This is a genomic window from Amycolatopsis decaplanina DSM 44594 (assembly GCF_000342005.1).
GTDB lineage: Bacteria > Actinomycetota > Actinomycetes > Mycobacteriales > Pseudonocardiaceae > Amycolatopsis > Amycolatopsis decaplanina.
The window spans coordinates 44,710-65,933 of sequence record NZ_AOHO01000032.1 but is presented as its reverse complement, the minus strand read 5'-3'; the positions used below and the strand labels follow the sequence as shown (position 1 = coordinate 65,933).

General features: G+C 71.0%; 21 protein-coding genes. 11 read left to right on the top strand and 10 right to left on the bottom strand.

Annotated features, from left to right (window positions below):
• The first annotated feature begins 2 nt into the window (after positions 1 to 2).
• The 5 genes from murD (at position 3) to H074_RS06980 (ending at position 6,418) form a co-directional block, all read left to right on the top strand.
• Positions 3 to 1,406, top strand: coding sequence for a UDP-N-acetylmuramoyl-L-alanine--D-glutamate ligase (murD, locus tag H074_RS07000; RefSeq protein WP_007029325.1), 1,404 nt, complete (start codon positions 3 to 5; stop codon positions 1,404 to 1,406).
• A complete protein-coding gene (gene ftsW, locus H074_RS06995; RefSeq protein WP_007029324.1) occupies positions 1,393 to 2,886 on the top strand; it encodes a putative lipid II flippase FtsW in 1,494 nt (497 codons plus the stop codon). The genes murD and ftsW overlap by 14 nt, the downstream gene beginning before the upstream one ends.
• Positions 2,883 to 4,010 (top strand): undecaprenyldiphospho-muramoylpentapeptide beta-N-acetylglucosaminyltransferase, encoded by a 1,128-nt coding sequence (murG, locus tag H074_RS06990; protein ID WP_007029323.1) that lies wholly within the window; start codon positions 2,883 to 2,885, stop codon positions 4,008 to 4,010. Before ftsW ends, murG begins: the two co-directional genes overlap by 4 nt.
• On the top strand, positions 4,003 to 5,412 hold the full coding sequence (murC, locus tag H074_RS06985; RefSeq protein ID WP_007029322.1) for a UDP-N-acetylmuramate--L-alanine ligase: 1,410 nt from the start codon (positions 4,003 to 4,005) through the stop codon (positions 5,410 to 5,412). The genes murG and murC overlap by 8 nt, the downstream gene beginning before the upstream one ends.
• 178 nt (positions 5,413 to 5,590) lie before the next feature.
• Entirely contained in the window at positions 5,591 to 6,418 is an 828-nt protein-coding gene (locus H074_RS06980) for a cell division protein FtsQ/DivIB (RefSeq protein ID WP_007029321.1), read from the top strand.
• 51 nt (positions 6,419 to 6,469) lie between these two features.
• Here the strand turns inward: H074_RS06980 and H074_RS06975 are convergent, their stop codons facing one another.
• Positions 6,470 to 7,219: a TetR/AcrR family transcriptional regulator gene (locus tag H074_RS06975; RefSeq protein WP_007029320.1), complete on the bottom strand. Its 750-nt coding sequence runs from the start codon at positions 7,217 to 7,219 to the stop codon at positions 6,470 to 6,472.
• A 95-nt stretch (positions 7,220 to 7,314) separates the two neighbouring features.
• On the opposite strand from H074_RS06975, the gene H074_RS06970 reads away from it, so the two are divergent.
• Complete coding sequence (locus H074_RS06970; RefSeq protein WP_007029319.1) at positions 7,315 to 8,148, top strand: NAD(P)H-binding protein; 834 nt, start codon at positions 7,315 to 7,317, stop codon at positions 8,146 to 8,148.
• A gap of 69 nt (positions 8,149 to 8,217) precedes the next feature.
• On the opposite strand, the gene H074_RS06965 is transcribed toward H074_RS06970, so the two are convergent.
• Together H074_RS06965 and H074_RS06960 are read right to left on the bottom strand one after the other, a co-directional pair.
• On the bottom strand, positions 8,218 to 9,000 hold the full coding sequence (locus H074_RS06965; RefSeq protein WP_007029318.1) for a hypothetical protein: 783 nt from the start codon (positions 8,998 to 9,000) through the stop codon (positions 8,218 to 8,220).
• Positions 9,001 to 9,130: 130 nt separating this feature from the next.
• The gene (locus tag H074_RS06960; protein WP_007029317.1) at positions 9,131 to 11,185 is read right to left on the bottom strand and encodes a PASTA domain-containing protein; all 2,055 of its coding nucleotides are present in this window, start codon (positions 11,183 to 11,185) and stop codon (positions 9,131 to 9,133) included.
• A gap of 185 nt (positions 11,186 to 11,370) precedes the next feature.
• Here H074_RS06960 and H074_RS06955 point away from each other — a divergent pair, with 185 nt between their 5' ends.
• Positions 11,371 to 11,739 carry an Rv2175c family DNA-binding protein gene (locus tag H074_RS06955; RefSeq protein ID WP_039921725.1) on the top strand — a complete coding sequence of 123 codons (369 nt, stop codon included), beginning with the start codon at positions 11,371 to 11,373 and terminating at the stop codon, positions 11,737 to 11,739.
• Here the strand turns inward: H074_RS06955 and H074_RS06950 are convergent.
• Positions 11,708 to 12,886 (bottom strand): MFS transporter, encoded by a 1,179-nt coding sequence (locus tag H074_RS06950; protein ID WP_007029315.1) that lies wholly within the window; start codon positions 12,884 to 12,886, stop codon positions 11,708 to 11,710. The two genes, H074_RS06955 and H074_RS06950, sit on opposite strands and share 32 nt — an antisense overlap.
• 22 nt (positions 12,887 to 12,908) lie before the next feature.
• Here H074_RS06950 and H074_RS06945 point away from each other — a divergent pair, with 22 nt between their 5' ends.
• On the top strand, positions 12,909 to 13,460 hold the full coding sequence (locus tag H074_RS06945; RefSeq protein WP_007029314.1) for a CGNR zinc finger domain-containing protein: 552 nt from the start codon (positions 12,909 to 12,911) through the stop codon (positions 13,458 to 13,460).
• A 57-nt stretch (positions 13,461 to 13,517) separates the two neighbouring features.
• On the opposite strand, the gene H074_RS06940 is transcribed toward H074_RS06945, so the two are convergent.
• The 5 genes from H074_RS06940 to H074_RS06920 form a co-directional block, all read right to left on the bottom strand.
• Entirely contained in the window at positions 13,518 to 14,300 is a 783-nt protein-coding gene (locus tag H074_RS06940) for an LLM class F420-dependent oxidoreductase (protein ID WP_007029313.1), read from the bottom strand.
• Positions 14,297 to 15,226 (bottom strand): phytoene/squalene synthase family protein, encoded by a 930-nt coding sequence (locus tag H074_RS06935; RefSeq protein WP_007029312.1) that lies wholly within the window; start codon positions 15,224 to 15,226, stop codon positions 14,297 to 14,299. Before H074_RS06935 ends, H074_RS06940 begins: the two co-directional genes overlap by 4 nt.
• Positions 15,223 to 16,698 (bottom strand): phytoene desaturase family protein, encoded by a 1,476-nt coding sequence (crtI, locus tag H074_RS06930; RefSeq protein WP_007029311.1) that lies wholly within the window; start codon positions 16,696 to 16,698, stop codon positions 15,223 to 15,225. The genes H074_RS06935 and crtI overlap by 4 nt, the downstream gene beginning before the upstream one ends.
• Entirely contained in the window at positions 16,698 to 17,789 is a 1,092-nt protein-coding gene (locus H074_RS06925; RefSeq protein ID WP_007029310.1) for a polyprenyl synthetase family protein, read from the bottom strand. Before H074_RS06925 ends, crtI begins: the two co-directional genes overlap by 1 nt.
• A 133-nt stretch (positions 17,790 to 17,922) precedes the next feature.
• Positions 17,923 to 18,471, bottom strand: coding sequence for a CGNR zinc finger domain-containing protein (locus H074_RS06920; RefSeq protein ID WP_007029309.1), 549 nt, complete (start codon positions 18,469 to 18,471; stop codon positions 17,923 to 17,925).
• Between the two features lie 47 nt (positions 18,472 to 18,518).
• Between H074_RS06920 and H074_RS06915 the strand changes: the two genes are divergently transcribed.
• Together H074_RS06915 and H074_RS06910 are read left to right on the top strand one after the other, a co-directional pair.
• Positions 18,519 to 19,187 carry an AzlC family ABC transporter permease gene (locus H074_RS06915; protein ID WP_007029308.1) on the top strand — a complete coding sequence of 223 codons (669 nt, stop codon included), beginning with the start codon at positions 18,519 to 18,521 and terminating at the stop codon, positions 19,185 to 19,187.
• A complete protein-coding gene (locus H074_RS06910) occupies positions 19,184 to 19,489 on the top strand; it encodes an AzlD domain-containing protein (RefSeq protein ID WP_007029307.1) in 306 nt (101 codons plus the stop codon). Before H074_RS06915 ends, H074_RS06910 begins: the two co-directional genes overlap by 4 nt.
• On the opposite strand, the gene merB is transcribed toward H074_RS06910, so the two are convergent.
• Positions 19,486 to 20,163, bottom strand: a complete 678-nt coding sequence (gene merB, locus H074_RS06905) for an organomercurial lyase (RefSeq protein WP_007029306.1) — start codon at positions 20,161 to 20,163, stop codon at positions 19,486 to 19,488. The genes H074_RS06910 and merB overlap by 4 nt on opposite strands.
• Before the next feature lie 136 nt (positions 20,164 to 20,299).
• On the opposite strand from merB, the gene H074_RS06900 reads away from it, so the two are divergent.
• Entirely contained in the window at positions 20,300 to 21,184 is an 885-nt protein-coding gene (locus tag H074_RS06900; RefSeq protein WP_007029305.1) for a methylenetetrahydrofolate reductase, read from the top strand.
• Positions 21,185 to 21,224 lie beyond the last annotated feature (40 nt).

Here is a 21,224-nt window from a genome sequence, read left to right as displayed (position 1 = left end):
AAGTGGAGCTCGCCGGGCGGCATGTCCTCGTCGCCGGAGCCGGGGTCACCGGCAAGTCGATCGTCCCCGTCCTGAAGGACCTGGGTGCGCGGATCACCGTCACCGACGGCGACGCCGAACGGCTGGCGGAACTCGAAGGTCTCGGCGCCGAACTGGTGCCCGGCCTGCCGGAGCCGCCCGAAGGTGTCGAACTGGTCGTGACCAGCCCCGGCTGGAAGCCGACGTCGCCGTTGCTCGTGGCGGCGGCCGAGGCGGGTATCGAGGTGATCGGCGACGTCGAGCTGGCGTGGCGCGTCGGGCAGCTGCGCGACAAACCGCCGGTGTGGCTCGCGATCACCGGCACCAACGGCAAGACCACCACTGTCGGGATGCTGGAATCGATCCTCCGTTCCGCCGGGGTCGACGCCGTGGCCTGCGGTAACGTCGGTTTCGCGGTGCTCGACGCGGTGCGGGCCGGGCACGAAGTGCTCGCCGTGGAGCTGTCGAGCTTCCAGCTGCACTGGTCGTCGACGCTGGCCCCGCTCGCCTCGGTGGTGCTGAACCTGGCCGAGGACCATCTCGACTGGCACGGCTCGATGGAGGAATACGCGGCCGCGAAGGGACGGGTCCACACCCACTCCCGGAACGTGGTGCACAACCTTCACGAGGAGTGGTCCGCCCGGCTCGCCGACGAACACGCGCCCGCCGGCGCCCGCCGCGTCGCCTTCGGCATGGACACCCCGCGCCCCGGCGAACTCGGGATCGTGGAGGATCTGCTGGTCGACCGCGCCTTCGTCGCCGACCCGGCGACCAGCGCCGACGAACTCGGCACGCTGGCCGACGTGCGTCCCGCCGGTCCGCACAACGTCTCCAACGCGCTCGCCGCGGCCGCCCTGGCCCGCGCGTACGGCGTCACGGGCGAGGACGTCGCCAAGGGGCTGCGCGAGTACCGGCCCGCCCCGCACCGGGCCGAGGAGATCGGCGAGATCGACGGCGTCCGGTACATCAACGACTCCAAGGCGACCAATCCGCACGCGGCGAGCGGTTCGCTGCGCGCGCATCTGAACGTCGTCTGGATCGCCGGTGGCCAGCTCAAGGGCGCTTCCGTGGACGAGCTCGTCGGCTCGATCGCCGGAAGGCTGCGCGGAGTCGTCCTGTTCGGCGTGGATTCACCCGTGATCGCCGCCGCTGTTGCGCGACACGCGCCGGATGTCCCGGTCAACAGCCTCCCTTCGGGTGACGATGACACCATGACTGCGGCGGTGAAGGCGGCCCGCGCCCTGGCGCGTCCCGGAGATGTGGTGCTGCTGGCCCCCGCCGCGGCGTCGTTGGACATGTATCGCTCCTACGGCGAACGCGGCGACGCGTTCGCGCGTGCGGTCCGTGTCCTGCGCGACGGTGCGGGGGAGACCAGTGACGGCGGTTGAGGACAGGAAGCGCGAGCCCGCGCCCCGGCAGCGCAAGTCTCGTGAGGGCCGTGAACGCAAGGAAAGCCCGTTCGTCGCCTTCCGCACCGCGCTGACGGCGTGGCTCTCACGGCCGCTCGCTTCGTTCCACTTGGTGCTGGCGCTCACCGGCGTGCTGACCGTGATCGGCATCGTGATGGTGCTGTCCGCTTCGTCGGTCGCGTCGTACAACCCCAAGACCGGCACCGGCGTGTACGCCCAGTTCAGCAAGCACATCATGTTCGTCGCGATCGGCGCGGTGGTGTTCTGGGTCGGGCTGCGGGTCCCGCTGGAACGCGTCCGGCGGCTGTCGGCGACGGCGACGGTGATCTGCCTCGGGCTGCTCGTGCTGGTGCTGACCCCGCTCGGCTCCGAGGTCAACGGCTCGCAAGGCTGGTTCAGGCTCGGGGGATTCGCCTTCCAGCCGGTCGAGGCGGCCAAGGTCGCGCTGGCCTTCTGGGGCGCGCACATCCTGGTGATCAAGTACAACATCATCAACCAGTGGCGCCATCTGCTCGTCCCGGTCGTGCCGATCGCGCTGCTGATGTTCGCGCTGGTCATGATGCAGCCCGACCTCGGCGGCACCGTCACCCTCGCGGTGGTGCTGCTGGCTCTGCTGTGGTTCGCGGGCGCGCCGAAACGGCTGTTCGGCGTCATCCTCGCGGGCGGTCTCGCCGGGATCCTGGTGCTGGCCATCATCGCGCCGTACCGGCTCGCGCGGGTCATGTCGTTCGTCTCCGGCGACCCGGACACCAGCGCGGACGGCTTCCAGGCCAACCAGGCGAAACTCGCGCTCGCCGACGGCGGGCTGTTCGGCAAGGGCCTCGGCCAGGGCCAGTCCAACTGGGGCTACCTGCCGAACGTGCAGAACGACTTCATCTTCGCCCTGATCGGCGAGGAACTCGGCTTCATCGGCTGCGTCGTGGTGCTGGGGCTGTTCGCCGGGGTCGCCGTCGTGGGCCTGCGGATCGCCACCCGGAACCTCGATCCGTGGATCCGCATCGTGTCCGGCACGCTGACCGTCTTCCTGGTCGCGCAGGCCGGAATCAACATCGGCTACGTCGTCGGCCTGCTGCCGGTCACCGGGGTCACGCTGCCGCTGATCTCCTACGGCGGGACGTCACTGGTGATCACCATGCTCATCATGGGGATCCTCGCCAACGCCGCCCGGCACGAACCGGAGGCGGTGGCCGCACTGCGCTCGCAGGGGCCGGGTAAATTCGGACGCCTGCTGAGGCTTCCCGCGCCCGAGCCGTACCGCCCGCCCGCCAAGCGCAAGGGCGCCGCGGCCAGGGGAGGCGCCGCCAAGGCGGCGAGGCCCGCGCCGAGGACGGCGAGGCCCGCGCCCGCCCAGGAACGGCGCCGTTCGGTACGGGAACCCGGCAGGAGGACGGCCGCGCGAACGGCGGTGAACCGCGGTACCGCGAAACGGGGTACCGCAAACCGGAGAGGTCATAGGTGAACAACCCCGTCAGAGGTGGCGCCACAGGCGAGGTCGCCGGCAAGGCACCGGTGGTCGTGGTCGCCGGCGGCGGTACCGCAGGGCATATCGAACCGGCACTCGCCCTCGCCGACGCGGTGATGCGCCTGCGTCCCGACGCGAAGGTGATCGCGCTGGGGACCCAGCGCGGGCTGGAGAACAAGCTCGTCCCGGCGCGGGGCTACCCGCTGGAGCTGATCCCGCCGGTGCCGATGCCCCGCAAGCCGACACCCGAACTGCTGAAGATGCCGCTGAAGGTCCGCGACGCGGTCAAGCGCACCCGTGAGGTCCTGGACCGGGTCGGCGCGGACGTCGTCGTCGGTTTTGGCGGGTACGTCGCGCTCCCGGCGTACCTCGCCGCGCGCGGCCGCACGCCGATCGTGGTGCACGAGGCCAACGAGAAGCCGGGCCTGGCGAACAAGGTCGGCGCGCGGTTCGCCGTCCGCGTCGCCGTCGCCGTCCCGGGGACACCGCTGGCGAAGGCCGAGGTCATCGGTATCCCGCTGCGGCGCTCCATCACCTCGCTCGACAGGTCCGCGCTGCGCGCCGAAGCCCGTGAGTTCTTCGGGCTCGACCCCGACGCCCCGACACTGCTGGTCTTCGGCGGCTCGCAGGGCGCGGTGTCCATCAACGGCGCGGTCTCCGGTGCGGCCAAGGAGTTCGCGGACGCCGGTGTCGGCGTCCTGCACGCCCACGGGCCGAAGAACACGCTGGTCGTCCAGGAGTTCCCCGGAAGGCCCGCGTACGTCCCGGTGCCGTATCTGGAGCGCATGGACCTCGCTTACGCCGCCGCCGACGCGGTGCTGTGCCGCTCCGGCGCGATGACCGTCGCCGAGGTCTCCGCCGTCGGCCTGCCCGCGGTGTTCGTCCCGCTGCCGTACGGCAACGGCGAACAGGCGGTCAACGCCCGGCCCGCGGTCGACGCCGGTGCCGGGCTGATGGTCGACGACGCCGACCTCACCCCCGCCAAGGTCGCGGAGCTGGTGATCCCGCTGGTGTCCGACGCCGACAGGGTCGCGAAGATGAGCGCGGCCGCCGTCGGCCTCGGCCACCGAGAGGCCGACGAGACCCTTGCCAAGATCGTGCTGGAGGCCGCAGGTGCCTGACCATCTCCCCGACACGCTCACGCGTGCCCACCTGATCGGGATCGGCGGCGCCGGGATGAGCGGCATCGCCCGCATCCTGCTGGCGCGCGGTGCCCAGGTCTCCGGATCCGACGCCAAGGAGTCGCGCGCGTTCCTTTCGCTGCGCGCCCAGGGCGCCGAGATCGCCGTCGGCCAGAGCGCCGAGAACCTCGACGCCTTCCCCGAAGGCCCGTCCTCGGTGATCGTGTCGACCGCGATCAAGGACGACAACCCGGAACTGGTGGCCGCGCGGGAACGCGGGATCACCGTGCTGCACCGAGCCGAGGCTCTGGCCGGGTTGATGGAGGACCACCGCGTCGCCTGCATCGCCGGGACGCACGGCAAGACGTCGACGACGTCGATGCTGACCGTCGCGCTGCAGCAGTGCCGTCTCGACCCGTCGTTCGCCATCGGCGGCGACCTCAACGAGTCGGGCGCGAACGCGCACCACGGCGAGGGCGGGGTCTTCGTCGCCGAGGCCGACGAGAGCGACGGGTCGTTCCTGGCGTACTCGCCGTCGGTCGCCGTGGTGACCAACGTCGAGCCGGACCACCTGGATCACCACGGCACGGCCGAGGCGTACGTCTCGGTGTTCACCGACTTCCTCGGCCGGATCGTGCCGGGCGGGCTGCTCATCGTCTGCGGTGACGACGAGGCGGCCGACAGGCTGGGCGCGCAGGCGGAGGAACGTGGCATCCGCGTCCGCCGCTACGGGCGTTCGGTCACCGGCGAGGACGACGCCAAGGTGCTCGACTACGCGCCCGCGCCGGACGGCGGCGTCGTCCGGATCTCGTTGCAGGGCGAGGAGATCGTCCTCCGCGTCGCGGTGCCGGGCGAGCACATGGCGCTGAACGCGATCGCCGCGCTGCTGGCCGGGATCGAGCTCGGCGCTCCGGTCGAAGGACTGGCCGAAGGGCTCGCCGCGTTCGGCGGCGTCCGGCGGCGGTTCGAATTCAAGGGCCGCTCGGGCGATGTCCGTGTGTACGACGATTACGCGCACCACCCGACCGAGGTCGACGCGCAGCTGCGCGCGGTGCGGACGGCCGCGGGTTCGGGCCGGGTCATCGTGGTCTTCCAGCCGCATCTGTACTCGCGCACGAAGGCGTTCTCGAAGGAGTTCGCGGCCGCGCTGTCGCTGGCCGACGAGGTCGTCGTGCTGGATGTGTTCGGGGCGCGCGAGAAGCCGGAGCCCGGCGTGAGCGGCGCGCTCATCGCCGACCAGATCTCCGGCGTCCCCGTGCACTACCAGCCCGCGTTCGACGTCGCGGCGAAGCTGGCGGCGGATCTGGTCGAACCCGGAGATCTGCTGGTGACCATGGGCGCCGGCGACGTCACGCAGCTCGGCCCGGAGATCCTGGCCGAACTGGACCGGCGGGCGGGCTAGCAGTGTCTCTCAAAGCGCGCTTTCGGATTCCCGCAGCCGGGCCGCGGCATCGTCTGCTCACTCACCCGGCCATGCCGGCGGCCCGCCTTCGCGAATCCGAGGCCTCCGGCCGGAAAGAAACGCGCGCGCGTACCCTCACGCAACCTGCCAACTTCAGTTCGGGAGGCACTCTCCAGCCATGACGCAGACCGGGGAACGCCGCCGCCCGGCCGAACCCGGTCGGCGTCCGCGCACCGAACGGACCGGACGGGGCGAACGGGTTCAACGGGCGAAGGCCCGGCGCGGCAGGCGGTCGGGGTACGACCGCCGCCGCACCGCCCGGCCGGCCCGGCACAAGGAGATGCGGCGGCGCTGGGTCGCGCTGCTTTCGGTGCTGACCGTCGTCGCCCTCGTCTACCTGCTGTGGTTCAGCTCGATGCTGGGGGTGCGGCAGGTCGACGTCGTCGGGGCGAGTTCCGTGCCCGCGGAACAGATCCGCGCCGTGGCGGCGGTGCCGGACCAGAAGCCGATGCTGCGCCTGGACACCGACGAGATCCGCGATCGGGTGGCGCAGATGCCCGGCATCGCCACCGCCGACGTCTCCCGGTCCTGGCCGAGCTCCCTCGAGATCACCGTGACCGAACGCGCCGCGATCGCGTTCTTCGACAGCGGGCCCGGCGGCGACGGCGTGCACCTCGTCGACGGCGGGGGAGTCGTGTTCAAGACCGTCAAGGAACGGCCCGCCGGGCTGCCCGAGCTGAAGCTGCCTTCGGTTTCGGCCGACGACCCGGTGACCCGCGCGGTGACCGGCGTCCTCGGCGTGATCCCGCAGCAGTTGCTCAAACAGGTCACCACGGCGACGGCGAAGACGCCCGGCAGCGTCGAGTTCGCGCTGGCCGACGGGAAGACCGTGCGCTGGGGGACCTCGGCCGACACCGAACGCAAGGCGAAGGTCCTCGCCGCGCTGCTCACGCGCGAGGGCAAGGTCTTCGACGTCTCCGCACCCGATCTGCCGACGGTCTCCTGACGCAATTCGGCAGTACGAACTACCGCAAGGAGGTGCCGAATTGCGGAGGGGTCAGCGGGTGACGAGGGCTTCGATGCCGTCCAGCATGCGTTCGAGGCCGAACGTGAAGGTCTCATCGGCGGCTTCGCAGGTGTCCGCCTCGTAACCGCCGCTTTCCCACATCCGCGTCATCGCGGGATGCCGCTCCACGTCGAAGTATTTCTCCCAGAACACCGACCGCTGCCCCCACCAGGCGTCGGTCGACTGCCCGGTCTCCTGTTCGACCTGCGCGGTCTCGGCGAAAAGCGTCGCGTTGGCCTGCACGTAGATCTCGATGCTGTTCGCGGCCGCGGCCGCCTTCCGGGGCGCCAGTCCGATGTCCGACACCGCCGCGATCAGGTACTCCTGGCCCGCCATCAGCCCGGGGCCGAGCACCGGCCGCACCATCGACGTCGAGCGCAGCCACGGATGCGCGCGGAAAACGGCCAGCGTGCGGTCGGCGTAGAGCCGCACCTGTTCGCGCCAGCCGTCCGGCCGGGGATCGCCGGGGCCGGGGAGGTCCCGTTCGGCGAGCACCGAGTCCACCATGAGGTCGAGCAGCTCTGTCTTGCCGGGAACGTAGGTGTAGAGCGTCATCGTGCCGACACCGAGTTCCTTGGCGATCTGGCTCATCGACACGGTGGCCTCGCCCGCGCCGTCGGCGAGTGCGACGGCGGTGGCGATCACCTGGTCGAGGGTCAGTTTCGGCTTTCGTCCCCTGGTCGGCTGCCGGGCTTCGCCGCGGTCACGCCACAACAGATCGAGGCTGCGCTCGAAGTCCATCCACACTCCACTCGGCCGTGAAGCTGGATTCTACATTCTCGTATGAGGTACGGTTAAACTGATTCCGTAGGGCGTACGAAAAGGAGTGGGGAATCGTGACGATCCTGGTGACCGGTGCGACCGGAAGCGTCGGCAGGCTGCTCGTCGACGAGCTGGTGGAGGCCGGGGCGCCGGTGCGGGCGCTGACCGTCAACCCGGCGAAGGCGGCGTTGCCGGAGCAGGTGGAGGTCGCCAAGGGGTACCTGGGCAAGCCGGAGACGCTGCCGGAAGCCCTCAAGGGCATCGAGACCGTCTACCTGGCGCCGCTCGCGGCCAAAGTGGACGACTTCGTGAAGCTCGCGAAGGAGGCCGGAGTGCGCCGGGTGGTGGCGCTGTCGGGCAGCAACGCCGACGACCCGCCGGAGAACTCGAGCGGTGTGGACTACGCGATCATCGAGAAGGCGGTCCGGGAGGCGGACTTCGACTGGACCTTTCTGCGGCCGGGCGCGTTCATGAACAACACCCTCGGCTGGGCGGAGACGATCAAGGCCGAGCGGATGGTCCGCGCGGCCTACCCCGAATCGCGGATGACGCCGATCGACCTCGCGGACATCGCCGCCGTCGCCGCGCACGTCATCCTGACCGAGGGTCATGTCGGCAAGAAGCACACGCTGAGCGGGCCGACCGCGATCAGCCAGCGCGAACAGGTCGCCGCCATCTCGGCCGCGCTCGGCGAAGAGGTGGCCTTCCATGAGCTCACCCGGGAAGAGGCGAACAAGCAGTGGGCCGCCGCCGGGGTTCCGGCGGAGATCGCCGAGTGGCTGCTCGACGGCTTCGCGTACTTCACCGAAAACCCCGACAAGCCGACCGGGGTCGTCCAGGAACTCACCGGGCGTCCTGGCGTCACCTACGCGGAATGGGCCTTGGCGAACGTCGAAGCATTCCGCTGAGGGTCGACCTCGTGAGTGGTAAGGACGGTTAGAACCGTCCTTACCACTCACGAGGCTCTTGGCGACGTTTCAGCGGGCCCGGCGGGGAAGGCGGGTCGGCAGTGGCGCGCCACGCCGCGGCTGATCCTCTGTAGCCCCGGCGGGTGGAGAGGACGATCGCTGCGGCTGGGGCAGCGGGGGCGGAGCCTGCGACTCGCGGGGCCAGGCCGGCGTGATCATCGCCTGCGCTCCGACTCGGCGGACCGGCAGCCCGTGCGCCTCCCGCGCGGGCAGGCCGGGCCAGATCTCGCCGGCCTCCTTGGCGGCGTCGCGGATCGCGGTGCCGTCGAGCGAGGTGCGCGTCTCCTCGATGTCGCGGTCGAGCCACTGGACGATGAACTCCAGCGGCCCGTCGGGCGGCAGCGGCCACAGGAAGATCTCGTGGTCGACGTGGAACGCCGAACCGCCCAGCCCCTGCGCGCGTAGCACCGGCTGATCCGGTTTGGTGGCCGACGGCACGGAGATGGTCTCCGAACTGGCCCGCCTGCCGTCGGGGAAGAGCACCCCCACCAGCAGTGCGTTGTAGTCCGGGACCCGGCGGTGGTCGATCAGGCCTTCGCCGGGTTCGTCCAGCAGGAGATCCCGCGAGTACACCGACAGCTGGAAGGACACCGACTCCGGCCACACCTCGAGGCCGCGCAGGGCCACGATGGTCCGCTCGGCGCGGCCCAGCGGCATCGACCAGGGCAGGATCGCCGGGACGATGTACTCGTGCGGCGTCTCCACCCAGGGACGGCCGTTGTAGCCGAACAGTTCCTGTTCCGGCACCGGGAACAGGGGACGGCTGCGCGGACCGTCCGTGAAGAAGCTCATCGTGGACCGGGCGCGGCAGGGCGCAGGGTGAACCTGTCCGACACGCCGCTCACGCAGTCAACGACCACCATGCGCTTCACGGTATCCGATGACCATGCCGGTACTGAACGGTTTCAACGCACCTTTCGCGTCACCCGAAGCCCTTGAGCTTCACTTTCGTGCCCTTCGGCACCTTGGTGCCCGGCTGCGGATCCTGCTCCAGGACGAAGTCGAAACCACCGTTTCCGCCGCCGTGACCGTTGCCCTTTCCCCGACCCTGACGGTCGGGCTCCAGACCTGCTTGCTTCAGGATCTGGATCGCTTCCTCCATCGGCTTGAAGGTCACGTTCGGTACTTCGACGGAGTTCGAAACGAACACGCCGATCCGGCGGTTGCTCGCCTTCCCGCCGCCCTTCGGGTCGGTGCGGATCACCTGACCCGCGGCGAACTGGTCGGAGAACTCCTCACCGGCCTGGAACGGCTGGAAGCCCGCCTGCTGCAGGATCTGGAACGCGGCGTCCTTGCTCTGGCCCGTGACGTCCGGGACCGGCGGCAGCGGTTCGGGGCCCTTCGACAGGATGATCGTGACCTGTCCGCCGATGTTCAGCTGCGAACCGGGGCTCGGGTCGACGCGGATCACCTTGTTCTTGGCGACGTCGCTGTACTCCTGCTCGCCCTGGACCGGGGTCAGCTGCGCGGCCTTGATCGCCGTCTCCGCGTCCTGCTGGCTCGTCCCGGCCTGGATGTCCGGCACGATCGGACGGCCCTTCGACAGCACGACGTTGACCGTGGCGCCCGGCGCGAGCGATGTGCCCTCCGCGGGATCGGACCGGATCACCGTGTGCTGGGCGGCGGTGTCGCTGTACTCCTCGGTGTAGGCCGGGGTCAGCTTCGCCGACCGGAGCGCGTCACCGGCGGCGGCCTGGTTCATCCCGGCCAGCTTCGGTACCGACGACGACGTCGGGCCGGAGTCGTTGAGGATGAAGGCGAACGCGCCGATCAGGCCGCCGAGGATCACCACCGCGGCCGCGATCATGAGGTAGAGCCGCTTGCGCGACCCCGGCTGTCCGTCGTCCGCGGCCGGTTTGGGCCGAGGGGGCGGGGTGCGGGGCGGCTGGGCGGCGGGGATCTGCGGCTCACGGTGCAGTGCCTGCGTTCCGCGCGGCCCGGTGACCGGCAGGGTCGCCTCGGCGACCGGGGGCAGCACCGTCGTCGCGGCGGCCGGGTTCACCGCCGGGACGGCGGGGATGCCGGGAGTGGTGCGCTCGGCGTCGGTCTCCCGGTCGGCGTCCGCCGGCAGCGGCACGGGCACCGGGACCGCGGGCACGCCGAGGACGGTGCGCAGATGGTGTAGCTCGGCGAGGAACGCCGCGGCGTCGGCGGGGCGCTGCTCGGGGTCGCGGCGCGTGGCGCGCAGGATCAGCTCGTCCAGCTGTGGCGGGATGCCCGGCCGCAGCTCGCTCGGGCGCGGGACGTCGTCGTTGACGTGCCGGTACGCCACCGAGAGCGCGGTGTCGCCGGTGTACGGCGGGCGTCCGGTGAGCATTTCGTACAGCAGGATCCCCGCCGAGTAGACATCGCCGCGCGAGGTGGTCGCGCCGGTGGCGACCTGTTCGGGCGAGACGTAGGCGACGGTGCCGAGGATGACACTCGAACTCGTGGTGCCCGCGCTCGCGACCGCGCGGACCAGGCCGAAGTCGCCCACCTTGACCACACCGCCCGAGAGCGCCGTGCCACCGCGGCCGATGAGCACGTTCTCCGGTTTGACGTCGCGGTGCACCAGACCGGCGGCGTGCGCCGCGGCCAGCGCGGAGAGGACCGGTTCGGCGATGCTCAGCGCGAGCGCGACGTCCAGTGGACCGCGTTCGGCGAGCAGTTCGCGCAGGGTCCCGCCGTCGACGAGCTCCATGACCAGGAACGCGCGGCCGGACTCCTCACCGCCGGGGGTGTCGAAGCCCTGGTCGTGCACCGCCACCACGTGCGGGTGGTGCAGCCGGGCCGCCGAACGGGCCTCGCGCTCGAAGCGTTCGACGAACGACCTGTCGTCGGCGAACCGCGGGTCCATGATCTTGATGGCGACCTGGCGGTCCAGGCGGGTGTCGACGCCGCGGTACACCGACGACATCCCACCGCGTGCGAGCAGCTTGTCCACCCGGTAGCGGCCCTCGAGCAGAGTGCCCACCAGCGTGGGGTCCGTGCGTGTCACGGCTATGGATCGTACGGAAGTGCCCATGTTCTGGTGTACGGGACCTGGCTCGCCGGGGATCACGATTCCCGCCATTTCGCCGAATCGGCGGTATACGTGATCGAGCGAGCACTCTCCGTCATATCCCGGGTCGTCACCCATGCGTACTAACGGAGCGGGAGACGGAATGTGGCACAGTGTCACCTGTGAGTGGTATTCCCGTCGCCGACGACGTTCTCGATGCAGATGTGTCCGTTCTCCCGCTTCCGGAGGTCGCGACCGCGTTGAACGTTTCGGCCAACAAGGTCCGCCAGATGCTGCGCGACGGCCATTTGATCGCCGTCCGGCGCAAGGGCGAGCTGTACGTCCCGGTCTCGTTCCTGGTGAAGGACGGCGTGGTCAAGGGCCTGGCGGGCACCATCACCGTGCTCGCGGACGCCGGTTTCAGCCGGACGGAGATGCTGCGCTGGCTCTTCGCCGAGGACGAGACCCTGCCGGGGACCACCCCGGTCAACGCGCTCCGCACCAGCCATGGCACCGAGGTCAAGCGGCGCGCGCAGGCGATGGCGTTCTAGTCCGCCCGGACGTTCTGACCAGTACATACGTCGCAGCCGCGAGAAGCTGGCACCCCGCCGCGGCACACAGCGCGGCGGTTACGGAGAGTGCGCTCAACGGTCCCGCCGCCGCGGCGCCCGCGGCGAGTCCGGTGATCTTCACGCTCGCCGCCGTCGTGAAAACCTGAGCCCGCACCGCCGCGGGCGCTTCGCGATGCCGGATGGCGAACAGCGCCGAAAGCTGCGGTCCTTCGGCGAATCCGGCGAGTACGGCGGCGGCCAGCAGGGTCACCACGCCCTGGCCCGTCGCCGCGAGCAGGAAACTCGCGCCCAGCAGGACCGTGCTGACGAGCACGGTGCGATCCGGCGGCGGTGGCCTGCGGGCCAGCACGGCGTTCGCGACCAGCGAGGCGGCGGCCAGCACGGTGAGCAGAAGCGCGCCGAACCCCGGGTTCCCCAGCCGTTGGGCGCCGAGCAGCGGATAGCAGACCACGGCGACCCCGATGCCGGCGAAGGACACCGTGGACGTCGCGGTGGCCCGCAGCAGCGCGCGGTTGCGGAAGAGGACCGCGAACCCATCGGCGAGTTGACGGCGGATCGGTCTCGCGGGCTTCGCTTCGGCGGCGGGGAGCGACCATGCGGCGGGGAAGGCGGCCACGACCAGCGTGATCGCCAGGGCCACCGCGGCCGGGGCGTCGGCGTACGCGGCCACGAGCCCGGCGAGTCCCGGCCCGGCGAGACTCGCGGCGGTGAACGTCATCGCGTCCAGCGTGCTCGCTCTCGGCAACGGTGTCGTGCCGCGGACATTCGGCAGTTGCGCCGTCCAGCCGCCCGCCAAGGCGGGGTTGAGCAGTCCGGCCGCGACGGCCACCACGATCGCCGCGGGGATTTCGACCAGCGCGAGCACCGCGCCGAGCCCGCCCGCGTAGGCGAGCAGCGCCCACGCCAGCACCCGTCCCGGCCGGGGACTGCGGTCGAGCAGCGCGCCGAGCAGCGGCCCGCCCGCCGCCGCGGAGATCGTCAGGCCCGCGAGCAGTGCGGACCCGGTGGCGGCCGAGCCGTCGACGCCGATTCCGAGCAGGAGCAACGCCGGTCCGGACAGCTCGTCGCCGGTTCTGGCGACCGTCGCGCCGGTCAGATAGACGGCGAGACTGTAACGGCCTCTCATGAATGAGACGTTACAGTGGGGTATGACTTCTGCGCAGCGGGATTTCCTGCCCGGTCGTTCGGCGCGGGCGGCGGCGCAAAGGGCGGTGGATCTGCTGATCGTCCTGCTCGCGCCGGAACCCTCGGTCTCGGAGGTGCGCGCCGTACTGGAAGCGCACGGCGAGACCTCGGTCGAGTTGGAGCCGTCGGATGTGGCGTCGTTGCGTGAGGCGGCCGAGGAACTGCGTGAGGTGTTCGCGGCGCGGGATGTCGCGGAGGCGGCCGGGGCGCTCAACCGGCTGCTGACCCGGTACGCGCATCCGCCTCGGCTGACCGACCACGATGCCGGGTTCGGCTGGCATCTCCACGTGGACGCCGCGGACGACGGGCCGTGGGGTGCGTGGTTGGTGACGTCGTCCGCGCTGGCGCTGGCCGTGCTGCTTGCGGACCGTCAGGCACCGCCGGGCGGGCTGTGTGCGGCCTCGGGGTGCGGGAAGCCTTTCGCGCACTTGGGAGGGGGAAGCCCGCGGCGGTACTGCTCGACGCGGTGCGCGACCCGGGAGCGCGTCGCGGCCCACCGTCGGCAACGCTCGTGAGTGGTAAGGACGGTTCTAACCGTCCTTACCACTCACGAGACCCAGGCGGCACAGAGGTCACTGCTTGTCGCGCCACTCGATCCAGGACCGCAGCTTGTCGAGGTTGTAGTCCGGCCCACCGGTGGCCACGGTGAACAGCGAGACGCCCAGCTCCAGCAGCTTCGGGCCCAGCTCCTCGGGCTCACCCTCGACGGCGACCGAACGCTCGATCTCCTTCGGGTCCCGCCCGACGTCGGCGCAGTGCTGGTCGAGGATCTTGACCTTGCGCTCCACGACCTCCGGGTCGCCGAAGCCGTGCCAGATGTCGGCGTGCTTCGCGACGAGGCGCAGCGTCTTCTTCTCGCCGCCGCCTCCGATCAGCACGGGGATGTCGCGGGTCGGCGCCGGGTTCAGCTTGCCGAGCCTGCTCTCGATCCGCGGGAGCGCCTCGGCGAGGTTGTCGAGCCGCCCGCCCGCCGTGCCGAACTCGTAGCCGTACTCGTCATAGTCCTTTTCGAACCAGCCGGAGCCGATGCCGAGGATCAGCCGCCCGTCGGAGATGTGGTCGACGGTGCGGGCCATGTCGGCCAGCAGTTCGGGGTTGCGGTAGCTGTTGCACGTCACCAGCGCGCCGATCTCGACCCGCGACGTGGACTCCGCCCAGGCGCCCAGCATGGTCCAGCACTCGTAGTGCAGACCCTCGGGCTCGCCGTAGAGCGGGTAGAAGTGGTCCCAGTTGAAGACGATGTCCACACCGAGGTCTTCGGCCTCCGAAGCCGCCCGGCGGATGGCCTTGTATTCGGCGTGCTGGGGCTGCAGCTGGACGCCGATCCGGATCTTCCTGTTCGCAGCAGTCGTCATGATCGCACCCTAAGCCTGGAGTTGCTCCACGCGCTCGCCAACAGCCTCGGCAGTGCGACTCCCAGCCGGCGGCGGCGGGGTACGACCGCGCGGGTGTTCAGCACGTCGTACCCGAGGGCCGTGATCTCGTCGAGGATGCCTTCGTAGAGCACGAGCGCGGTCCGTACACAGTCGCGGGATTCCTCGCGCAGCAACGGGATGCCCGCTTCTGCGCGGCGGTACACGGCCCGGTTGCGCGCCACCGCGACGGCGAGCGCGCGCCGCACCCGCCGGTCGGGCAGTCCACGCGCGCGGGACCATGCGAGCAGTTCGCGGTCGACGCCGAACGCGGCCAGCTCTTCGGTCGGCAGGTACAGCCTTCCCCGGTCGAGGTCCTCGCCGACATCGCGCAGGAAGTTGGTCAGCTGGAACGCCTCACCCAGCGCGGCGGCGCCGGGCACGGCGTCGGCGACCGGGACGACGGTGCCGAAGACGGGCAGCATCTGCAGGCCGATCACCTCGGCCGAACCGTGGATGTACTCCTGGAGATCGGCGTAGGTCGCGTACTCGGTGATCTTGAGGTCCATCGCCATGGACCGCAGGAACGCGTCGAACAGTTCGCGGTCCAGGTCGTGACGACGCACGGTGTCGGCGAGCGCGGTCAGGACCGGATCGGCGGGCGTGCCGCCGTCGAAGACCCGCGCGACCATGACGGCGACCTCGTCCAGCGCGACCGCCGGATCGGTGCCGGGCGCGGGATTGTCGACCACTTCGTCCGCCATCCGCGCGAAGCCGTACAGCGCGTGCGCGAACGGCCGTGTCCGCGGCGGCAGCAGCCGGGTCGCGAGGAAGAAGGTGCGCCCGTAGTGCGCGTTGACGCGGCGGCATTCGGCGTACGCGGCACGCAACGCCGGCTCGGTGATGCCCGCGGCGTCGAGTTCGTTCATCGGCCGGTGACCCGTCCCGCCGCGAGCCTGCCGGAGATCACGACCGGCGGGATGCCGACGCCCGGTGTGGTCCCGCAGCCCGCCAGTACGACGTTGTCCGCCGCCCGCATCAGGTTCCCCGGCCGGAAAGGGCCGGTCTGGGCGAGAGTGTGCGCGAGCGAGAACGGGGTGCCCGCGGTGAGCCCGCGCTCCGCCCAGACCGCCGGGGTGATCGTCTCGTCGACGGAAAAGTCGTCGGCGAAACCGGTGAGGCCGCGCTTTTCCAGTGTGCGCAGGAGTTCCGCGCGATAAGCGGGCCCGACCCGGCCCCAGTCGATCTTGCCGCGACGCAGGTTCGGCGCCGGGGCCAGCACCGAGATCACCTGGTCGCCGCCGGGGGCGAGGCCCGGTTCGGTCGCGGTCGGCCGGGTCACCAGCAGCGAGGGATCGCTCATCAGCTTGCCTTCGCGGATGATCTCCGAGAACGTCTTCTCCCAGGCGTGACCGAAGAAGATGGTGTGGTGGCCCAAATCAGGCCACGAGTTCGGCGCGTGTCCGTGCAGCACGACGGCCGACGGCGAGTATCGCAACGGCAGCGGCCGCCTGGGGCGGGCACCGAGCAGCCGGTACGCGGTGCCGAGTTCGGTCGCGAGAACCACCGTGTCGCAAGGGATCCGCTCACCCATGCGGGTCCGCACCGCGCGCACCCGCGAGGAAACCCTCTCCAGCCAAGCCGCTTCGGTGCCGAAGCGCAGTTCCGCGCCGGCGCGTTCGGCCGCGTTCGCCATCGCTCGCGCGATCTCGCCCATCCCGCCCGACGGGTAGTAGACCCCGCCGACGGTGTCCATGTAGGAGATGACGCCGTACGCGCCGATCGCGCGCGCCGGGTCGAGTCCCGCGTAGAGCGCCTGGAAGGAGAACAGGCGGCGCACCCGGTCGTCGCGCAGGAACCCGCCGATCTTCGGACCGAGCCGTCCGAAACCGCCCAGCGCGGCCAGTTTCGCCAGCTCCGGGCGCACGAGATCGAGCGGGGAGTCGAAGTTCGCGCCGATGAAGTGGTCCTTCTGCGCCGCGTACAGCTCGGTCAGCCAGCGCCGGAGCCGACGGTAGCCCTCGGCTTCGGCCGGACCGGCGGCCGCGCGGATCTCGGCCTCCATCGCCGCCGCCTCGGTATGCACGGCGATCGTGCTGCCGTCGGCGAACCTCGCGCGGTAGGCCGGGTCGAGCCGCGTCAGCGTCAGGTTGCCCGACAGGGATTCGCCGACCGCGGAAAACGCCTCGTCGAGCAGTTCCGGCATGGTCAGCACGCTGGCGCCGGTGTCGACGGTGTTGCCGCCGAAATCGGCCTGCCCGGCCCGCCCTCCGGGGCTCTTGTCCTGCTCCAGCAGGGTCACCCGGCGTCCGGCGCCGAGCAGGTGCAGCGTCGCCGACAGCCCGGCGAGCCCGCCACCGATCACCACCACGTGGTCACTCGGACCGGTGACGGTGCGCATCAGTACGTCCGCTGGGTCGCCTTGACGACCAGCCCGGTCAGCGCGGCGGGGGCGGGTTCGGCCAGATGAGCGCGGTCCAGCGCCGCCATCGCGGAGTCGGTGAGCGCGTCGATGCGGCGTTCCACCGCGTCGACGGCGCCGACGTCCTGCAGCGCCTCGCGCACGTTCTCGACGGCGTCCTCGGACAGGTGCGCGTCGCCGATGGCGTCGGAGATGACCTTCGCCGCCGTGTCCTTGCCCTGTTCGGCCGCGCGCTGGAGGCCGAGCGCGACCAGCAGCGTCCGCTTGCCCTCGCGGAGGTCGTCGCCCGCGGGTTTGCCGGTGACCGACGGGTCGCCGAACACGCCGAGCAGGTCGTCCCGCAGCTGGAACGCCACGCCGACCTCGTCGCCGAACTCGCGCAGCGTCGCGATCAGGGCGTCGTCGGCGCCGCCGAGCGCGGCACCGAGGTGCAGCGGGCGCTGGACGGTGTACGCGGCCGTCTTGAGCTTGCAGATGTGCAGCGCCGCCTCGGGGGAGGCGTCGCCGGTGGCCTGGGTGCGGACGTCGAGGTACTGACCGGCGAGCACCTCGGTGCGCATCGCTCGCCACGCCGGCCGCGCCGCCGCGAGGGCGGCAGGTGGAAGCGGGGCGTCGCCGAACATGTCGTCGGCCCAGGCCAGCGCGAGGTCGCCGACCAGGACCGCGGTCGCGAGCCCGAACGTGCTCGGCGAACCCAGCCAGCCGCTGTCGGCGTGGAGCTTCGCGCCCGCGATGTGCACCGTCGGGGAACCGCGGCGCGAATCGGAGGAATCGATGAGGTCGTCGTGGATCAGCGCGCACGCCTGGATCAGCTCCAGGCTCGCCACCGCCTGCAGCACACCTTCGACGTCCGGCCCCGCCGGATCGCCGCCCGCGCCGCGCCAGCCCCACCAGGCGAACGTCGGGCGCAGGCGTTTTCCGCCGCCCAGCACGAACCCGGCCAGCGCGTCGATCCCGGCCCCGACCGTCGGTTCGGTACGGCGGATTTCGGCGCTTGCGCGCTCGAGGAACCCGGCCAGCGCCCGCTCGACGTGGGCGGGCAGATCGGCGTCGTAGGCGGACGTGTCCATGAGCACATCCTCCGGGAGGCGCGTCCCCGTGACCCAGTCGGGTGCCTCCGAATGTGGCGAATCAGACGCGCCCGTCGCTGCAATTCGGCACCTGCTTGCGGTCCTTGCGCGTGCAACTACCGCAAGTAGGTGCCTAATTGCGGCTTTTGTCGTAGTGCCGTTTCGCCCGGGCACGGTTTCCGCAGTCCGACGAGCTGCACCACCGCCGCGACCGGTTGCGCGTGTGGTCTGTGAAGACCCAGCCGCACCCCGGTCCTTCGCACTCCCGGATCCGTTCCCTGTCCCCGGAGCGAAGCAGGTCTTCGGCCGAAAGCGCGAGAAAGTGCGGCAGTGCGGCGCCGTCCTTCAGCGGCACCGTCCACCGCAGCGGCAGGGACGGCGCGAGTTCGGCGTGCCGATATGCCGCGAGCAGCGTCTTTCGCAGCGCCGTGACGTCCGGCGGATCCGACACGAGTACGCGATACAGCGTCTCGCGAAAGGCCTTCACCGCCTCCAAGACGTCTTCGGAGATCTCCAGCCGTTCGGAGCCCGCGCCGACCAGGACGACCCACTCGGACAGCCGCTCCGGATCCGAAAGCCGGTCTTCCCGGCGGGCTGGATCGCGTCGCCAGGAAACGGTGTTGACCAGGTCCAACGGCACGCTTCCGCCGATGCTGTCGTAGCCCTCCCAGTGGCCGTCCACGGATCCTCCTAATGGTCAAAACAAGTTTAGCTTGTTAGGGTCGGGGCATGACAACGCTCCGGCGGCAGTATCTGGCCGGCGCCCGTGTCGGGCTCGGGCTGGGTGTCGCGACCTTCGTCCTCGGTGTCACCTTCGGCGCGTACAGCCAGACCCTGGGCTGGGGGATCGCCGCCCCGATCGCGGCGTCGATCCTCGTGTTCTCCGGCTCGGCCCAGTTCGCGATGGCCACCGCGCTCGCGGGCGGCGGCAACCTCGCCGTCGCGGTCGGCGCCGCGGCCCTGATCAACGCCCGTTTCCTGCCGATGGGCGCCGCCGTCGCCGCGGACCTGCGCGGCGGGCGCCTGCGCCGCGCGTGGGAGGGCCAGGCCGTCGTCGACGGGTCGTGGGTGGCCGCCCATCTCGGCGGAGGGCGGTTCGACCGCGAAAAACTCATCGGCTGCACTCTCGTCCAGCTGCCCGCGTGGGTGCTGGGGACGGTGCTCGGTGTCCTGGCCGCTCCGCCACCCGACGTCGTCTCGCGGTTCGGGCTCGACATCGTGTTCCCCGGCTTCTTCCTGGTCCTGCTCATCGACGAGCTGCGCCGTTCGCGCCAGGCGGGCCGGACCGCGGCGCTCGCCGCCTGCCTGGCCGGGGTCCTGGTGCTGTTCGTCCCGGTCGGGCTCGCGCTGATCGGGGCCTCGGCCGCCGCGCTGCTCGGCCTGGGGGTACGGCGATGACGCTCTGGATCGCCGTCGTCGCCGTCGCGCTGGTCAGCATCGGGTTCAAGGCGGCGGGCCCGGTCCTGCTCGGGGACCGGACGCTGCCGCCGCGCCTGGCGGGCGTGATCGCGCTGCTCGCGCCCGCGCTGCTGGCCGGTCTCGTGCTCACGGACGTGACCGGCCCGGCCTGGTCCGGGGTCGACTGGACGCTCTGCGCCGGACTGGCCGCGATCGCCGTGACCTACGCGTTGCGCGTGCCGGTGCTCGCCGCGATCCTCTGCGGGGTCGTCGTCACCGCCGCGCTGAGGTTCCTGGTCTAGCGCCAGAACGGGCCGCTCAGCCCGGCCCGCTCGAAGTACGCCGCCGCGGCCGCCGGGTCCCGGCGGGTGTGGCCGTGATCGAGCCTGCCGTCGTACCAGCCGGCCGCGAGCCGCCACAGCGTCGCCAGATCCATGACGTATCCCTTGTCCTGCCCCGTTTCCGCCAGCCATCCGTCCACACAGGACTCGCCGCAGAACAGGCGCTGGTTGCCGCAGGTGTGCACGACGTCGTCCCACATCCGCGCCACCGGGACCAGGAAGTGCGCGACCAGTTCGCCCTTCGGCGGGGCCTGGTCGTTCACCATCAGGGCGTGCGGTTCACCGCAGCCACGGCAGCGCGTGGACACCAGCACCTCGGGTTCGGCCTTGACCAGATGCGGGATCGCGAACGCGTCCCACGCGCAGCCGCCCCACCACAGTGTGCTCGCGCCCATCACGGAGAAGCCCAGCGGGATCGCCGCGAACGGATGCGCCAGCACGACGTGTTCGCATTCGTCGAGCACGAGATGCCGTCGCTCCGCGAGCCGGTGCAGCGCCTGTTTCGCCACCGCGAGCGATCCGTGGGCGGCGTCGGCCAGTTCCGGCGCCGTCGGCGGCCTCCCGTGCTCGGCGAACGCGCGGTAGACCGCGACGCGGACATCCTCATCCCAGCTGGTGTCGGTTTCGGCGCTCATGGCGGCTCCCTGTGCTCCTCACCGAGTCTCCCCAGGCCGGGGCCACTCGGCAACCGGTCGCGAGTGGCCGAGGTCGCACGCCCATGGCTTGAGAGGGGGCTCCAAGCCAGCGGACTTTCCCCCTTAACATGGCGGTATGACGTCGGTGGTCGAGCGGTTGCAGGGTGATGGACCCGTGTTCTCCATCGAGTTCTTCCCGCCTCGCGACGCGGCCGACGAGGCCGTGCTGTGGAAATCGATCCGGGAACTGGAGCCTTTGGACCCGGCGTACATGTCGATCACCTACGGCGCCGGCGGCTCCAGCCGGGACGGCACGATCCGCAGCATCGCCCGCGTCGCCACCGAAACCACGCTGGTGCCGATGGCGCACCTCACCGCCGTGAACCACTCTGTCGCGGAACTGCGCAACGTCATCGGCTGGTACGCCGCCGTCGGCGTGCGGAACATCCTCGCGCTGAGGGGCGATCCGCCGGGCGACGTCTACGGCGACTGGGTCCCGCATCCGGACGGGCTCAACTACGCCGAGGAACTCGTCGAACTGGTGCGTTCGCTCGGCGACTTCTGCGTCGGCGTCTCGGCCTTCCCGTACGGCCACCCGCGGTCGGCGAACCTCGAAGCCGACACCGAGTACCTCGTGCGCAAGCTGCGCGCGGGCGCGGATTTCGCGATCGCGCAGCTGTTCTTCGAGCCGGAGGACTTCCTTCGCCTGCGTGACCGGGTGGCGGCCACCGGCTGCGAGGCGCTGGTCATCCCCGGCATCATGCCGCTCACCACGCCGCGGACGCTGCACACGTCCATCAAGCTGTCCGGCGCGCCCGCGCCACGGCGGCTGCTGGACCGGCTCGAACCGCTGGCCGGCGACCCGAAGGCCTTCCGCGCGGAAGGTATCGACGCGGTGACCGAACTGTGCGAGCGGCTCATCGCCGAAGGTGTCCCCGACCTGCATTTCTACACGTTCAACCGGTCCAAGGCCACCCGTGAGGTGGTCAGCAGGCTCGGGCTGGTCCCGGCCCGCGCGTAAGTCCGTACCGAAGTCGCCCGCCGTCCCGGTAGCGTGCCGG

What these genes read in the sequence shown, in the direction of transcription:
- H074_RS06980 (WP_007029321.1), top strand. Translation starts at nt 5,591, where the DNA reads ATGACGCAGACCGGGGAACGCCGCCGCCCGGCCGAACCCGGTCGGCGT.
- H074_RS06975 (WP_007029320.1), bottom strand. Translation starts at nt 7,219, where the DNA reads ATGGACTTCGAGCGCAGCCTCGATCTGTTGTGGCGTGACCGCGGCGAA.
- H074_RS06965 (WP_007029318.1), bottom strand. Translation starts at nt 9,000, where the DNA reads ATGAGCTTCTTCACGGACGGTCCGCGCAGCCGTCCCCTGTTCCCGGTG.
- H074_RS06950 (WP_007029315.1), bottom strand. Translation starts at nt 12,886, where the DNA reads ATGAGAGGCCGTTACAGTCTCGCCGTCTATCTGACCGGCGCGACGGTC.
- H074_RS06945 (WP_007029314.1), top strand. Translation starts at nt 12,909, where the DNA reads ATGACTTCTGCGCAGCGGGATTTCCTGCCCGGTCGTTCGGCGCGGGCG.
- H074_RS06940 (WP_007029313.1), bottom strand. Translation starts at nt 14,300, where the DNA reads ATGACGACTGCTGCGAACAGGAAGATCCGGATCGGCGTCCAGCTGCAG.
- H074_RS06935 (WP_007029312.1), bottom strand. Translation starts at nt 15,226, where the DNA reads ATGAACGAACTCGACGCCGCGGGCATCACCGAGCCGGCGTTGCGTGCC.
- crtI (WP_007029311.1), bottom strand. Translation starts at nt 16,698, where the DNA reads ATGCGCACCGTCACCGGTCCGAGTGACCACGTGGTGGTGATCGGTGGC.
- H074_RS06925 (WP_007029310.1), bottom strand. Translation starts at nt 17,789, where the DNA reads ATGGACACGTCCGCCTACGACGCCGATCTGCCCGCCCACGTCGAGCGG.
- H074_RS06915 (WP_007029308.1), top strand. Translation starts at nt 18,519, where the DNA reads ATGACAACGCTCCGGCGGCAGTATCTGGCCGGCGCCCGTGTCGGGCTC.
- H074_RS06910 (WP_007029307.1), top strand. Translation starts at nt 19,184, where the DNA reads ATGACGCTCTGGATCGCCGTCGTCGCCGTCGCGCTGGTCAGCATCGGG.
- merB (WP_007029306.1), bottom strand. Translation starts at nt 20,163, where the DNA reads ATGAGCGCCGAAACCGACACCAGCTGGGATGAGGATGTCCGCGTCGCG.
- H074_RS06900 (WP_007029305.1), top strand. Translation starts at nt 20,300, where the DNA reads ATGACGTCGGTGGTCGAGCGGTTGCAGGGTGATGGACCCGTGTTCTCC.